This is a genomic window from Acinetobacter geminorum (genome assembly GCF_013009345.1).
Lineage (GTDB): Bacteria > Pseudomonadota > Gammaproteobacteria > Pseudomonadales > Moraxellaceae > Acinetobacter > Acinetobacter geminorum.
In genome coordinates this window covers 253654-267731 of sequence record NZ_JABELE010000002.1, presented here as the reverse complement: position 1 = coordinate 267731, position 14078 = coordinate 253654, and the positions used below count along the sequence as shown (strand labels likewise).

Sequence of the window (14078 nt, the reverse complement as noted above, 5' to 3'; positions counted from 1 at the left end):
CAATCTAGTTTTAAAATGCAACTAGTTGAATGTTAGATCGACTGGTTTTAAAATGCAACTAGATGACTTGTTACTGATAATTGGTTAGGAAACTCAATGGCGAACTCTACACTGATAAAAGATGAACCTTGTCCTGTTGCGCGCTGTGTCAATCTCATAGGAGATCGTTGGTCACTGCTTATTGTGCGTGATGCTTTTGATGGAATGCGCCGTTTTGGAGATTTTCAGCGCAGCTTAGGAGTAGCACGTAATATTCTTTCTGATCGTCTAAAAAAATTAGTCGATGCAGGTGTTCTTGAACTACAAGATGCTTCAGATGGCACGGCTTATCAAGAATATGTATTGACCGCTAAAGGGCAGAGTTTGTTCCCAGTGATTGTGGCTTTACGACAATGGGGAGAGCAGAACCTATTTGAAAGTGGTGAGCACCATTCTCTGTTAATTGATAAAAATACAGGTCAGCAAATTCCATTTATGGCACCAGTCGCGGCGGATGGAACAGTGCTGAGAAGTTCAGATACTAAAGTACAGAAAATTAAATGAAATATTGTTAATACTTTATTTTGGATGTAAAAAAGCCCTTGCTCGAAAGCTAAGGGTTTAGTCATTCATTGATCTAGCAATTAACTATATAAGGCTCATCTCATACTAAGGCCAGTATATATGAAATTGAGTCAATAAAGAAGGTAGTAGTGTCTTAACGTTAATAAAAGGTTTTAACATAGAGTTTGAATACTAATAACTAAAAACCACCTAATTCTTTTCAAATTAAGTGGTTTAAATTTTGGAATTTTGGCATAGGCTGGAACTTACTTCCAGCCAAACAATTAGCTATTATTTAAAGAGCTTAGTAAATTGTAGACTTCATCTGACAATATCAATTTGGAAGCACCAATATTTTCTTCCAAATGAGCTACCGATGATGTACCAGGAATTAATAAGATATTAGGTGATCGTTTTAGTAGCCATGCTAATGCGATTTGTTTCGGAGTTGCACCAAGATCATTTGCTATAGCAGATAATGTATCTGATTGAAAAGGTGTAAAACCACCTAGCGGAAAAAAGGGTACATAACAAATTCCTTTCTTAGCCAGTTGATCAATTAATACATCATCTTGACGATTAAATAAATTATATTGGTTTTGTACACAAGCAATATCTGTGATTTTTTCAGCTTCAATAATTTGAGCTTCTGTAACATTGCTTAATCCAATATGTTGAATTAAACCTTGTTCTTTTAATTTAGCCAGTACAACAACTATTTCCTCAATGGAACCTTCGGAAGGCATAATGGGGTTAAACATTGCTCGAAAGTTTACAACATCTAAAGTTTGTAGACCCAAATTACGCAAATTATCATGTACATCTTTTTCAATTTGTTCTGCAGAAAAAGCTGGTAGCCAAGAGGCATTTTCTCCTCGCTTTGCTCCAATTTTTGTGACAATGGTAAGATCATCTCGATAAGGATATAGAGCCTCTCGAATGATTTGATTGGTTATGTGAGGGCCATAAAAATCGCTGGTATCGATATGATTAATACCTAACTCGATAGCGGTTTTTAGGACATTTATTGCAGTATTTTTATCTTTTGGTGGTCCAAATGCATGGTGACCTGCCAGTTGCATTGCACCATAGCCAATTCTATTTACAATTTTATTTCCAAGTTTGTATGTGTCGGAAAGATTTATAAGATCGGACATAAGTTTTCCTAAGACTTTACTTTCAATATTGTTAAAGATAAATTTTATGAAGAATCCTTCACATTTAGAATTCGCATTTTATGTCCATTAATAAAACTGCTCTGAAGCCACGAAAATCACCAGTTCAGGCGCGTTCAACAGCAACAATAGAAGTACTTCATGAAGCAACCATTCAGGTTTTACTCAAAGAAGGAATTGTAAAATGTAATACTACACGTATTGCTGAAAGAGCGGGTGTATCAGTCGGTAGTATTTACCAATACTATCCAAACCGAGATTCTTTATTAGCTGCAGTTTTGCAACGTCATCTTGATAGCGTTGCAGAAAAAATTGAAGAGCTTTGCTTGAAACATGAAAAGACTTCAATTCAGACCCTAATATCAGCTTTAGTCGATGAAATAATCTTGGCAAAATTAAGTAATCCTGAGGAGTCAAAAGCGCTATATGCTATTTCAGGAGAAAGAGGGGGATTGGATCTTTCAAAGCGAATGAATGACCGTATGTTAGCTGCTGTTTCAAATTTATTGGAGAGTGCTTCGGATATTGAGTTTGATGATAGTCAGATCGTCGCTGAGTTCGTTTTAGGTGCAATTATGGGATTAATAAGAAGAGTGCTTGAAAATCAGTTAACAGATAAAGTGGAGCAGGTATTAGAGTCTCATTTAAAATTAATGGTCGTCGCCTATTTACAACAAGTTGGAGATACAAAGAATTAAAAATTTTAATCTTACAAATATGAAAGCTTCCGTTTGTATGGAAGGAAGAGTGGTAAAACTTCTCTAAATTTACACATAGCCAATAAAAAACCACCTAATTCTTTCGAATTAAGTGGTTTTTTAAATTTTGGAGCGGGAAACGAGACTCGAACTCGCGATCCCAACCTTGACAAGGTTATAATAACTATTAAATAACAATAGTTTATATTTTAATGGGGTCGAAGTGGTGTCGAATATTTTTTTACAATTAAAGCTGAGATATTAAGCGATTTGAAGAGTAATTAGTTTAACAATTACAGTATAAAAGAAAAAGTGCATTCCAATTTATGAAATGCACTTTTAATAACTCTCTAATTTATCCAGCAAACCAAATACTTTTATGCTCACATAAAGGGCTTACATTTTTAACTCGCTTACTATCTCGTTCAAACTGGCCAAAACCACCAGCTATGTCCAATTCTTCACCTAAGGCAATTTTTTTACCTTTATAAGTTAAAGTCTGATTTTTGCTATTCCATTCTGTAGATCGTTCAGGAAATACAACTAAAATGTCATTCACATATAGACACTCATCCTTAAGTTGTAATGGTCCTCTTAATCGTGCAGAAGCAGAAATACCATTGAATTGATAAACAGGAATTTTTACTGAGTTAAGTTGATCTTTATTTTCTTGCTTACTGGGTACTTGCTGCTGACATGCAGCAAGTAGTCCTAACGAAGCAACCGCTAATAATATTTTATTGATATACAAGTTGAGCTCCTATATCAGCCAAGTAATCTACGCTGGTATAAATGACTGTATTTGTGATTGTTTCGCCAGTATCTTTCCATGAGCATGCTGACTGAATACCAAATGCTACATTTAAAGCAAACCATGGGCCGCCACTGTCACCACGCACACAACGCAAAGTACCTAAGCCAGATGTATGATTAGTGCCAGCTCCACTTTGGGTATTGGTAACAACTACATAAGTGTTTCCACCTGGATGATGATTCGCACCAGTAATTGATATTACTTCACCACAGCTTTGCATCAATGCTGGATTTGTTGGTGAAGTTTGTCCAAGATGACAAACATAAGATCCTTTAACCGTTCCGCTTTTTACTACAGTACTAGTTCTATTTCGTTTACCTGTTAAAGCCCGAGCTGGTGATGTTGCATCAGCATAAAACTCTGGCACAGCTTGTTGAGTGGTAGTTGTACCTGCCTTCATAAATGCTAGGTCCATAGTTGTATCGTTACGATACATACCTGCTATAGGTGAAATAGCATATTGAGTTCCATCTTTATCCTTGTAGTTAAGAGGGGTAGTTGATTTTATACAATGGCCTGCGGTTATAACACCGAGTTCACCAGTTGAGACCCTTTTTGCAGTAAAACCAGTCATACAGTAGTTTCCACCTGTATTCGTTACTAACCAAGATCCACCACGTGATTTTGTCGGTAGAATACCGGTAGGAATTTCAGATAAGTCTACTTTGACGTTGAGCAGTCTTTCGAGAGCTTGTTTATCAATTTGTTTTAGAGATTTCACATAGACTAGTGCATTACCTGTTTGCTCATCATCCAAAATCATTTCAACTGTAGGGTACGCTTTTTTAACAGCAGCAAATGATTTATTAAGATGATTTACTCGTTGTTGCTTAGTATTTGAAGCCTCTTGTATAAGGGTAATAGGGGCACTTACACCGCGCTCAATAGCTCTATATGCTGATTCCACTTCTGTTTCAGTTAAATTTGCCAGCTTTCTAACTTGAATACGTTCTTGAACATTTTTATTTTTTAAAAGCTTAATCGATGTATCTGGTTTTCTTTCTAATTTAAAAGCTTGTTGAGAATTATTATTTCCAACAACTTTAACTTTTAATCCGAAGTCAGGTCCATTATCAAAATATAGACCAGAAATAACATTTTTATATTTATCACTTAAACCTGCTACCTGATTATCTGTACCATGCATAATAAGTAATCTTCGCATAGCTTCGTCTAATGTAACTCCATAAGATGCTGCATAGTGTTTCGCATCAAATGCTAATGTCTCAGCGACATTCATTACAGGTTTTTGTTGATTTGAATTACTATCTGCTGCAAATACACCGGTCGAAGTAAATGCAATAAATAAAGTGGTTGAAAGGGTTTTTAATTTAAATTTCTTGTATTTAGATGACATTTTTATCTCACAATGGAATCAATTATGAGTCTAAAACCTAACATATAGTTTTTTTATAAAATATAAAAGCGTGTAACTAAATATTTTACCAATTGATAAAATATAAGAATTTATATGTTAAATGGTTAATATAAATATGAAAATAAAATCATTGTAAAATTGTAAATAAATTAATTTATAAGTGGTTTTTACATTGAATAACTTTAATGAAAATATTGTTTTTAAATTTGTGATTTTATTTAAACTTGGTTTTTTTGGTGGAATATATTTTTATAAGAAATAATAAAGGGGCGTAAAGCCCTATATTAATTCTTCCTTCTCGACTGACGTTGCTGTCTTTGCCTGTTTAAATTTTCAAGGATAGGAATAACTTCATTCGGTTCATAAAGATGCTTGCCATCAGTCCCTTTATTGAATGGACGAAGCTCATCAATAATCAATTTACGAGACAGGCTATAGCGATCAATTAACCATGCTGCAGTAACTGAAATGACGTAGCTAAATAATTAAAACCTCTGGTACGAATAAAAGTTGTTTCATGTCATAATTAAAACCTAATGATTCAAATAGTTAGAAATTTGAAAGGTATTATATAAATGAAGAAATTAATGCTTACATTGTTAGTGTTATTTTGTGGGGTTGCTCATGCAGAATGTAAAACTGGCAATGTTTATTCTGATATTGAATGCTTTGAAAAACAGTTAAAAACTGATAAAGCTAAAATGAATAAGATATACAATAAATTAGCTTCAAACTTGGATAGTGAAGGGAAAGCCAGTTTGGAAAATTCCCAAAAGGCTTGGCTTGATTATCGTACAAAGCAATGTTCTGGTTTGATGGGGTATTATGGATCTCAAGCAATGGGAGCAGGTTCACATTTAATTATTTTAAGTTGTGAAGCTGATAAAACTAAAGAACGTCTTAATGAGCTTAAAAGTTTAGATCTTTAAAATAGGTTTTAAAAATTACGGTGTTTTAAATATTTAATTCTAAACCTGCTTTTTAGCGGGTTTTTTTAATACTTAAAGTATAGGTTAGTTGAATAGTCTAATTAATCAAAGCAAATAACTACCAGACAATAAAAAACCACCTAATTCTTTTGAATTAAGTGGTTTTTAAATCTTGGAGCGGGAAACGAGACTCGAACTCGCGACCCCAACCTTGGCAAGGTTATGCTCTACCAACTGAGCTATTCCCGCAATGTGAGCACATTATAGAGTGTTTCATTAAAGTGTCAACACTCTTGTGATCTAATTGAACGTTTAATCAGCACGGCGCCAAACTGTACCTTGACGCGTATCTTCTAATACCACACCTTGGTCGAGCAAAGACTGGCGAATACCATCCGCTTTAGCAAAGTCTTTTGCTTTTTTCGCATCAACACGTTGTTGAATGAAATCTTCAATTTCAGCATCAGACAAAGCAAGCGCTTCTTGTCCAATATCTGATTTTAAAAAATCATCTACATTGTGTTGTACCAAACCTAAAATGTTGGTGAGGTGACGTAATGTCGAATAAAGCACAGTCGCTTGGTCAGCTTGCTCTTCTTTTACAGCACGGTTTAACTCTTTGTTCAGTTCAAACAATACAGCCATTGCTTCAGCAGTATTGAAGTCATCACACATTGCATTGTTAAAACGCTCAATAAAGCTTTGATCAAGCGTTTCAGTTGTCTTCTGACCGTACACTTGTTGATAAGCTTTAAATGAATGATAGAAACGAGTTAAAGAAGTTTTTGCTTCTTTGAGTGCCACATCAGAGAAGTTCACAGGACTACGATAGTGCGAAGACACAATAAAGTAGCGGATCACTTCAGGGTGGAATTTCTCCATCACGTCACGAATCGTAAAGAAGTTGCCTAAAGACTTAGACATCTTTTCGCCGTCAACGTTAATGAAGCCAACATGCATCCAGTAGTTTACATATTGCTCACCAGTCGAAGCTTCACTTTGCGCAATTTCATTTTCATGATGCGGGAACATTAAATCTGAACCACCACCATGAATGTCAAAGTGATTGCCTAGGCAGCAAGTCGACATTGCAGAACACTCAATGTGCCAACCTGGACGACCATTACCCCAAGGAGATGCCCAAGATGGTTCATTTTCTTTTGCATGTTTCCAAAGTACAAAGTCAAAAGGGTGTTTCTTTTCAACTTCTACATCAACACGCTCACTCGCACCAGCTTGCATATCATCAAGCTTACGACCAGAGAGGCGACCATATTTTTCAAATTTGGTCACTTCAAAATAAACATCGCCGTTTGAAGCAGGGTAGGCAGCGCCTTTATTCACCAAATTGCCAATCATATTTTGCATCTGGTCGATATATTCAGTCGCTTTAGGTGCTTCATCAGGAGCTAAACAGCCTAGGTTCGCAGCATCTTCATTCATTGCATCGATAAAACGAGTGGTGAGTTGTTGGATTGTTTCATCATTCTCATTCGCACGTTTGATGATTTTGTCGTCAATGTCGGTAATGTTGCGAATGTAGCGCACATTCCAGCCTTGACTACGTAAGAAACGAATAATGTAGTCAAATGCAACCATAACTCGAGCATGCCCGATATGACAGTAGTCGTAAACGGTCATACCGCAGACGTACATATCGATGTGACCTTCTTTGCGAGGTACAAATTCAACTTTTTTTCGTTGCTCAGAGTTATATAAAACAAACGGTTGCATAAGGGTTTTCAAACACTCAACAAAAACAGTGTTACATCATAACTGATGCATCATTTTTCACAAAGGTTTATGCAAGAATTTTATAAGCTTGTGAAATCTTATACATTTAAAAACGTGTAGATGATTGAGTTATGTTAGAATGCCCCCAAATCTTTTGATTAAAATCACCGATCTTCACAAGAGATCAGATCAATTATTTTGAGTCAAACTCGTATGCCCAATCCTACAGATTTCCAAAGCAGCGCATTAGCAACATTGCGTATTGAGCAACAAGCCTTAGACGTGTTAGCAACACAAATTGGTGACAGTTTTAATCGAGCTTGTGAAATATTGTTACAGTGTAAAGGTCGTGTTGTGATCACTGGCATGGGTAAGTCAGGGCATATTGGCCGTAAAATGGCTGCTACTTTCGCCTCAACTGGTACACCATCTTTCTTTATGCATCCGGGCGAAGCTGGACATGGCGATTTGGGAATGCTGGTTCGTGGTGATGTTTTAATTGCGATTTCCAATTCTGGAAAAAGTGATGAAATCATGATGTTGATGCCTTTAATCAAACATCTTGGCGTTCCTCTTATTACGATTAGCCGTGATGATAAAGGCCCAATGCCACAAAATGCTGACATCGCTTTAACTTTAGGTGAGTCTGACGAAGCGTGCCCATTAGGTTTGGCGCCTACGTCGAGTACGACAGCAACTTTAGTATTGGGTGATGCACTGGCCGTTGCTTTACTTGAAGCGCGTGGTTTTACCGCAGATGATTTTGCTCGTTCGCATCCAGCAGGTGCGTTGGGTAAACGCTTACTTTTACATGTAAAACATCTGATGCATACAGGCGATGAACTGCCAAAAGTTTCACCAGATACACCAATGAATCAAGTGCTTTATGAAATTTCTAATAAACGTTTAGGCTTGACGACAATTGTAGATGAACACGAACATTTGCTTGGTATTTTCACCGATGGTGACTTGCGCCGTTTAATTGATAAACAGCAAGGTTTCGATGTGAATTTGCCTGTTTCCGAAGTGATGACAAAAAAACCATCAACGATTTCTCAAGAAGCACGTGCGGTAGAAGCTCTACAACAGCTGAACCTGAAAAAAATTAGTCAGTTTGTGGTGGTAGATGACCAAAACAAAGTGATTGGTGTAATTAGTATGCATGACCTTATTCAGGCAGGGGTAAATTAATCAATGGCATCTTATGCATTGTTAGAACAAGCACGTCATTTACAGGCATTGGTTCTGGATGTTGATGGTATTTTGAGTGATGGCTTCGTAACGTTAACCAATAGTGGCGATGAAATTAAATCATTCGATATTCGTGATGGTTTAGGAATGAAGCTTGCACAGCAAGCCGGCATGAAAGTCATCATTATTACAGGTCGAAAAAGTAATATTGTTGAAAAACGTATGTCTGATTTAGGTGTAGACCTCGTTTTTCAAGGCCGTGAAGACAAAGGCTCAGCACTTCGTGAAGCTTGTGCGCAGTTTAATATTTTGCCGTCTGATTGCTTGTATATGGGCGATGATTGGCCTGATTTATCTGCTTTTGCAATCGCAGGTATGAGCGTTACTGTGCCAAATGGTCACGAAGAAGTACGTCGCCGTGCGCATTTAGTGACGCAGTCGATGGGTGGGCGTGGTGCTGTGCGTGAAGTCTGTGATATGTTGCTGATCGCAAAAGGCATTTACCAAGAACTTCTTGAAAAATATCTTGCAGTACCGCATTAATAATAAGATTACTTAAAAAGGTAGGCTATTCCTGCTCATGGATACCAGAGTTTTATCAATTGTTGCTGTAGTGGTTGCTGCTATAAGTGGTGGTTACTACTACTATAGTGGCAAGGCAAAAAAACTAGACATTGGTTCTGCGAAGAATATGACATATTCAGCGCAGGGCGTCCATTTGACTCAAACTGATGATCAAGGCAATTTGTATATTCGTGCTGAAGTTCGTCAGCTTGAACAGGATATGCAACAAAAAACATCAAAGTTGGATCAACTTAATGCCTCGATGTATAAAGATGGCAAAGTTGATGCGACGTTCTTTGCAAAACAGGCAAATGGCTACGATGATAACCGTAAAGTTATTTTATCGGGTGATGTGGTCGCAACCAAACTGGCGCCACAAGGGAAGATTGAGTTCCAAACTGATGAGTTAACCGGATATCCAAAAACCAGAGAAATTGAAACCGATCACCAAGTGATTGTTCAATCTCCGCAGGGCGATTTTGTCAGCAAAGGACTAAAAGCTAATTTGAATAATGGTCAGTACGAATTTTTTAATATTCGAGGAAAGTATGTACCAAAGTCTTAATTTAAAACGTTCTTCAGCTTTCCTAAAACAAGCTGCGGTAATTACATTCGTTGCTTTATCATCTGCTTCGACTTTTGCTTTACCGTCTGACCGTAATCAACAAATTTCGTTAGTGGCAGATCGTGCAACTTATAATGAAAAAACCGGTTTGACGACTTATACGGGTAATGTTGTGATTGAGCAAGGTACGATGAAGCTTCAAGCCGACTCGATTGTTGCTACGCTTAACTCTAAACGTGAAATTCAAACGATTACTGCCAAAGGTAGACCGTCTAAATTCCAACAGCAAATTAGTGCTGACAAGGGCCTTGCACGAGGCGAGGGGCAAACCATTGTTTATAATGCAGATACAGGCATTATTACTTTGACTGGTGGTGCATATCTATATCAAGATGGTTCAAGCATCCGTGGTAACTCGTTGAAATATAGTATGAACAAAGGCGATGTTGAAGCTCAAGGTTCATCATCAAACCGTGTTCAAATTATTATTCCGCCATCAACTTCAAAAAGTTTCCCAGGAGCGCGTGACTAATGCAACAAGCTCTTCAACCCCAAACTTTGTGTATTAAGCACTTAGCAAAAAACTATAGTAAACGTTGGGTCGTCAAAGACGTATCTTTTAGTATGCAAAGTGGACAGATTGTTGGTTTGCTTGGCCCTAACGGAGCAGGAAAAACAACAAGCTTCTATATGGTTGTTGGACTAGTGCGTATGGACAAAGGTGAAATTCACCTTGATGATCTCGATATGTCTGATTTAGCAATGCATGAACGGGCACGTAAGGGAATCGGCTATCTTCCGCAAGAAGCTTCTATTTTTAGAAAGCTGACAATTGCTGAAAATATTATGTCTATTTTAGAAACACGCAAAGACTTAAATAAGCAACAGCGCCAACAACGTCTTACTGAATTGTTGAATGACTTTAAAATCAGTCATATTAAAGATTCATTAGGAATGAGTGTGTCTGGTGGTGAGCGTCGCCGTGCTGAAATTGCGCGTGCATTGGCTGCTGATCCTAAGTTTATGTTACTTGATGAACCGTTTGCCGGTGTCGATCCAATTTCGGTAGGTGATATTAAAGATATTATCCAAACCTTAAAAGATCGTGGCATTGGTGTGCTTATCACAGACCATAACGTACGTGAAACTTTGGCAATCTGTGAACGTGCGTATATTGTGAGCGAAGGGGCGGTAATTGCGGAAGGTACTCCACAAGAAATTTTGGATAATGAACAAGTCCGTAAAGTATATTTAGGCGACGATTTTACAGTTTAAATAAAAAAGTTAATCTGTTTGGCTAAAAAGAGGTCAGTACCTCTTTTTAGTTTTTTTATATTTATTTTTTAAAAACAATAAATTAGAATCTTTAGTTGATGAAAAAGTAATGTGTGAATTATTCCTGCATTTATGCTTCTTTATGCAAAAAAATATGTAGAATGTAAAAGCTTTTAAACGATAACAAACAAGATCAACAAGACAAGCATGATTGGATATAACCAGAGAAGAGTAAAAAGGACATGTAAAAAGCCAGCTTTCCTGAAAGGGTTGATGCTTTTAACTTCACTGCATGTACCTATGGTGATATATGCCGCTAAACCAAGTGAGCAATATCACACATTAAAAGACAACTTATCACAACTTTTTGCCCCTAAAAGTAGTGATGAATTTAAAGTCGCTAAGATGCAAGAGTTGAGTAATTTTAGGCTAGATCGTTCTAGAGTGCAGGAGTTTCCGACTGTTCAGCTCAATGATAGAGCAGCTTCATCTTATTCAAATTTGCCATCAAGGAAAATGACTCTACAGGAAGCGGTGAAAATCGCCATCCAGCGTAACCCTGATATTTCCCAAGCCATTTCAACTCTAGCTGGCCAAAACGCTGGTATTGATGTTGCGAAGGCAGGTTACTATCCTCAAATTTCAGGTGGTATTACCACAGGAGACTTGAGTAGTGGTGAACGTGGTCGGCAGTTATTGACTTTAAACGCAACTCAAATGCTTTATGATTTTGGTAAAGTCAAATCAGGCGTATCGGTTGAGAAGGCTAAACTCCAAGTCGAGCAGGCGAATGTGTTGGTCAGCATTGATGATATTGCACTTGATGTGGCTCAGTCGATTATCAATATTCAGCGCTATCTCCAATTAAATAAAATTGCCGAGCAGCAAATTGCGGGTATTCAGCGAATTCAGGAAATCGCTAATTTACGTGCGAATGCTGGTATTAGCAGTCAGGCTGACCCGATCCAAGCTCAGTCTTATTTACAAGCTGCACAGTCCGGTTTGATTGCACAGCAATCTTTATTACGTCAGTACCAACAACATTTAAGAACATTGTTGGGTGCTGATGTTTCGCGTACAGGTTGGATTATTTCAGATGATTTGGTGAAAGTATCTGATTTATATGGTGAGCCTGAGTTTAATACCATTCCAAAAATGATCGCTGCACAAGCGGGTATTGAAGTGGCTAAAGCTCAAAAGGAACAGACTCGTTTAACTCGTTATCCAACTTTGGCAGTGAAAGGCTCGGTCAGTCAGGCCATTAATGGAAAAAACCCAAACAATGATGAGGACGACGGTTTATATAGTTCCATCATGCTTGAAGCCACCAGCCAGTTTTATCAAGGTGGGGCAGTTTCTTCCCAAGTAAAAATGGCAAGTTATGCAGAAGAAGCCGCTAAATCTAAAGTGAATTCTGTGTATCTGGATGTGCTCGATCAGATCAGAACTAGCCGTGAACAAATTGAAAATAAACAACGTCAAATGCAGGTTTTAGCCAACCGCCAAGCGACAACGGTTCGTACACGCGAAGACCATTGTACCGATTGACGAACAACTGCTGATTGAAGCGCGTATTTTACCGCGTGACATTGCATTTATTCGTCCGGGACAAGAAGCGCTGGTTAAAATCACGGCCTATGACTACTCAATTTATGGTGGTTTAAAAGGTAAGGTTACGGTTATTTCACCAGATACCATTCGTGATGAAGTAAAACAGGACCAATTCTATTATCGTGTTTATATCCGCACTGATTCCGACAAGCTTTATAATAAACAAGGTAAGGCATACGGTATTACACCGGGTATGGTGGCAACAGTAGATATTCGTACAGGTGAAAAAACGGTACTGGATTACTTACTTAAACCATTCAACAAAGCCAAAGAAGCGTTACGAGAAAGATAATAAAAAAAGCCCCGATATTCGGGGCTTTTTTTATCGGTTTGATTCTATTAAATTCACGTTATAATTTGATTTTTATTATGCTTTATCTTATTTATGGCTTTTACGATTGCATCACAGATTACATTTGAAGAAGAAATTAAAAAAAGTAGATTTCAGGCGATTGCTGCGCCAGTAGAAAATGAACAGCAGGTTAAAGAATTTTTAGAATACAACAAGGATATCTCGACCACTCACCAATGTTGGGCGTGGAAAATTGGGCATAACGTACGCTTTAACGATGATGGTGAACCGTCAGGAACAGCAGGGCGTCCAATCTTGGCGACCATTGAAGGGAATGACCTGACGAATATTATTGTAATGGTTAACCGCTGGTATGGCGGTATAAAACTGGGAACGGGCGGCCTTGTGAGAGCATACGGTGGCTGTGCTGGACAATGTTTATTATTGGCTGAACATATTGAACTCATTGCAAAGAAGACAATTCACTTTTCGTGTCATTTTAATGAATGGCCCATATTTCAATATGAGCTGACTCAACAACAGATTGAATATCAGGAAACCTATACGGCAACAGGTGTAGATATTGAAGCGAGACTACAGATACATCAAATTGAACCGCTTGCCTTAAAACTCAGAGACGTAACACGTGGTCGTGAAGAATTAAAAATTGAAGAGGAATTAACAGATGACTGATTCCTTACTGAAATATCGTGAGCAACATAAGCACCGCTTAAACTATATGCCATGGTTATATTGGACTTTAAAACCTAAAAACCGTGCTTGGGCTGAAGAGTGGCAAAAAGAATATCAAGCTTATTTAATGGATATGGAAACCGTTGAGATTGGTGAAAATTGTTTTATTTCACCGCTAGCACATATCTTTGCTGAACCAGGCCGCAAAATTATTATTGGGGATAATAGTTTTATTGCGGCTGATTGCACATTGCATGGACCGCTGGAAATCGGCAATGAAGTCGCGATTAACCATCATAGTATTTTAGATGGGGGACGAACGGGCATAAAGTTGCATGACCAAGTCCGTATTGCCGCGTATTGCCATTTATATGCATTTGACCATGGGATGCAACTAGACCGTCCACTTTACCAGCAGCCAGTTACTTCTAAAGGAATTGAAATTGAGCAAGACGTTTGGTTGGGTGCGCATGTGGGAATCAAAGACGGTATAAAAATCGGTAAACATGCTGTGGTCGGGATGAATAGTATGGTGACTAAAGATGTTGAGCCGTACCATATTGTTGGCGGAAATCCCGCAAAATTTATTCGTTTAAGAGAATAATGCAGTCTCAAG

14 protein-coding genes, 1 tRNA gene and 3 pseudogenes are annotated in these 14078 nt (G+C 37.8%); 12 read left to right on the top strand and 6 right to left on the bottom strand.

The genetic code is table 11. The annotated features are described in order from the left end of the window. The first annotated feature begins 96 nt into the window (after positions 1 to 96). A complete protein-coding gene (locus HJG58_RS03065; protein ID WP_170247884.1) occupies positions 97 to 543 on the top strand; it encodes a winged helix-turn-helix transcriptional regulator in 447 nt (148 codons plus the stop codon). Between the two features lie 284 nt (positions 544 to 827). Here the strand turns inward: HJG58_RS03065 and HJG58_RS03060 are convergent, their stop codons facing one another. Beyond that, positions 828 to 1700: an aldo/keto reductase family oxidoreductase gene (locus HJG58_RS03060; RefSeq protein WP_170247883.1), complete on the bottom strand. Its 873-nt coding sequence runs from the start codon at positions 1698 to 1700 to the stop codon at positions 828 to 830. A gap of 80 nt (positions 1701 to 1780) precedes the next feature. Here HJG58_RS03060 and HJG58_RS03055 point away from each other — a divergent pair, with 80 nt between their 5' ends. Next, positions 1781 to 2416 carry a TetR/AcrR family transcriptional regulator gene (locus HJG58_RS03055; protein ID WP_170247882.1) on the top strand — a complete coding sequence of 212 codons (636 nt, stop codon included), beginning with the start codon at positions 1781 to 1783 and terminating at the stop codon, positions 2414 to 2416. Positions 2417 to 2771: 355 nt separating this feature from the next. Here the strand turns inward: HJG58_RS03055 and HJG58_RS03050 are convergent, their stop codons facing one another. The 3 genes and pseudogenes from HJG58_RS03050 to HJG58_RS18965 form a co-directional block, all read right to left on the bottom strand. Next, positions 2772 to 3167 carry a hypothetical protein gene (locus HJG58_RS03050; RefSeq protein ID WP_170247881.1) on the bottom strand — a complete coding sequence of 132 codons (396 nt, stop codon included), beginning with the start codon at positions 3165 to 3167 and terminating at the stop codon, positions 2772 to 2774. Further along, entirely contained in the window at positions 3154 to 4587 is a 1434-nt protein-coding gene (locus HJG58_RS03045) for a chymotrypsin family serine protease (protein WP_170247880.1), read from the bottom strand. Before HJG58_RS03045 ends, HJG58_RS03050 begins: the two co-directional genes overlap by 14 nt. Positions 4588 to 4892: 305 nt before the next feature. After that, positions 4893 to 5072, bottom strand: a pseudogene (locus HJG58_RS18965) (hypothetical protein); the annotation flags it as partial. Positions 5073 to 5183: 111 nt separating this feature from the next. Here HJG58_RS18965 and HJG58_RS03040 point away from each other — a divergent pair. Beyond that, positions 5184 to 5537: a lysozyme inhibitor LprI family protein gene (locus HJG58_RS03040; protein WP_000735767.1), complete on the top strand. Its 354-nt coding sequence runs from the start codon at positions 5184 to 5186 to the stop codon at positions 5535 to 5537. Between the two features lie 173 nt (positions 5538 to 5710). Here HJG58_RS03040 and HJG58_RS03035 read toward each other — a convergent pair. Further along, positions 5711 to 5786, bottom strand: a tRNA-Gly gene (locus HJG58_RS03035). 63 nt (positions 5787 to 5849) lie between these two features. Beyond that, positions 5850 to 7271: a cysteine--tRNA ligase gene (gene cysS / locus HJG58_RS03030; protein WP_170247879.1), complete on the bottom strand. Its 1422-nt coding sequence runs from the start codon at positions 7269 to 7271 to the stop codon at positions 5850 to 5852. A 213-nt stretch (positions 7272 to 7484) separates the two neighbouring features. On the opposite strand from cysS, the gene HJG58_RS03025 reads away from it, so the two are divergent. The 9 genes and pseudogenes from HJG58_RS03025 (at position 7485) to HJG58_RS02985 (ending at position 14066) form a co-directional block, all read left to right on the top strand. Next, positions 7485 to 8462: a KpsF/GutQ family sugar-phosphate isomerase gene (locus HJG58_RS03025; protein ID WP_170247878.1), complete on the top strand. Its 978-nt coding sequence runs from the start codon at positions 7485 to 7487 to the stop codon at positions 8460 to 8462. A gap of 3 nt (positions 8463 to 8465) precedes the next feature. Next, positions 8466 to 9005, top strand: coding sequence for a KdsC family phosphatase (locus HJG58_RS03020; protein ID WP_002122322.1), 540 nt, complete (start codon positions 8466 to 8468; stop codon positions 9003 to 9005). Positions 9006 to 9042: 37 nt separating this feature from the next. Further along, positions 9043 to 9591 (top strand): LPS export ABC transporter periplasmic protein LptC, encoded by a 549-nt coding sequence (gene lptC / locus HJG58_RS03015; protein ID WP_170247877.1) that lies wholly within the window; start codon positions 9043 to 9045, stop codon positions 9589 to 9591. Beyond that, positions 9575 to 10123: a lipopolysaccharide transport periplasmic protein LptA gene (lptA, locus tag HJG58_RS03010; RefSeq protein WP_170247876.1), complete on the top strand. Its 549-nt coding sequence runs from the start codon at positions 9575 to 9577 to the stop codon at positions 10121 to 10123. Before lptC ends, lptA begins: the two co-directional genes overlap by 17 nt. Beyond that, entirely contained in the window at positions 10123 to 10866 is a 744-nt protein-coding gene (gene lptB, locus HJG58_RS03005) for an LPS export ABC transporter ATP-binding protein (protein ID WP_002122331.1), read from the top strand. Before lptA ends, lptB begins: the two co-directional genes overlap by 1 nt. A 273-nt stretch (positions 10867 to 11139) precedes the next feature. Beyond that, positions 11140 to 12396: pseudogene (locus HJG58_RS19145) on the top strand (TolC family protein); the annotation flags it as partial. A gap of 1 nt (position 12397) precedes the next feature. Next, positions 12398 to 12769, top strand: a pseudogene (locus HJG58_RS02995) (HlyD family efflux transporter periplasmic adaptor subunit); the annotation flags it as partial. Between the two features lie 93 nt (positions 12770 to 12862). After that, positions 12863 to 13462, top strand: coding sequence for an IMPACT family protein (locus tag HJG58_RS02990; protein ID WP_170247874.1), 600 nt, complete (start codon positions 12863 to 12865; stop codon positions 13460 to 13462). Continuing rightward, a complete protein-coding gene (locus HJG58_RS02985) occupies positions 13455 to 14066 on the top strand; it encodes a DapH/DapD/GlmU-related protein (RefSeq protein WP_216076492.1) in 612 nt (203 codons plus the stop codon). The genes HJG58_RS02990 and HJG58_RS02985 overlap by 8 nt, the downstream gene beginning before the upstream one ends. Positions 14067 to 14078: the final 12 nt, after the last annotated feature.

Coding starts and splice junctions, on each gene's coding strand:
- HJG58_RS03065 (WP_170247884.1), top strand. CDS start 97: ATGGCGAACTCTACACTGATAAAAGATGAACCTTGTCCTGTTGCGCGC.
- HJG58_RS03060 (WP_170247883.1), bottom strand. CDS start 1,700: ATGTCCGATCTTATAAATCTTTCCGACACATACAAACTTGGAAATAAA.
- HJG58_RS03055 (WP_170247882.1), top strand. CDS start 1,781: ATGTCCATTAATAAAACTGCTCTGAAGCCACGAAAATCACCAGTTCAG.
- HJG58_RS03045 (WP_170247880.1), bottom strand. CDS start 4,587: ATGTCATCTAAATACAAGAAATTTAAATTAAAAACCCTTTCAACCACT.
- HJG58_RS03040 (WP_000735767.1), top strand. CDS start 5,184: ATGAAGAAATTAATGCTTACATTGTTAGTGTTATTTTGTGGGGTTGCT.
- cysS (WP_170247879.1), bottom strand. CDS start 7,271: ATGCAACCGTTTGTTTTATATAACTCTGAGCAACGAAAAAAAGTTGAA.
- HJG58_RS03025 (WP_170247878.1), top strand. CDS start 7,485: ATGCCCAATCCTACAGATTTCCAAAGCAGCGCATTAGCAACATTGCGT.
- HJG58_RS03020 (WP_002122322.1), top strand. CDS start 8,466: ATGGCATCTTATGCATTGTTAGAACAAGCACGTCATTTACAGGCATTG.
- lptC (WP_170247877.1), top strand. CDS start 9,043: ATGGATACCAGAGTTTTATCAATTGTTGCTGTAGTGGTTGCTGCTATA.
- lptA (WP_170247876.1), top strand. CDS start 9,575: ATGTACCAAAGTCTTAATTTAAAACGTTCTTCAGCTTTCCTAAAACAA.
- lptB (WP_002122331.1), top strand. CDS start 10,123: ATGCAACAAGCTCTTCAACCCCAAACTTTGTGTATTAAGCACTTAGCA.
- HJG58_RS02990 (WP_170247874.1), top strand. CDS start 12,863: ATGGCTTTTACGATTGCATCACAGATTACATTTGAAGAAGAAATTAAA.
- HJG58_RS02985 (WP_216076492.1), top strand. CDS start 13,455: ATGACTGATTCCTTACTGAAATATCGTGAGCAACATAAGCACCGCTTA.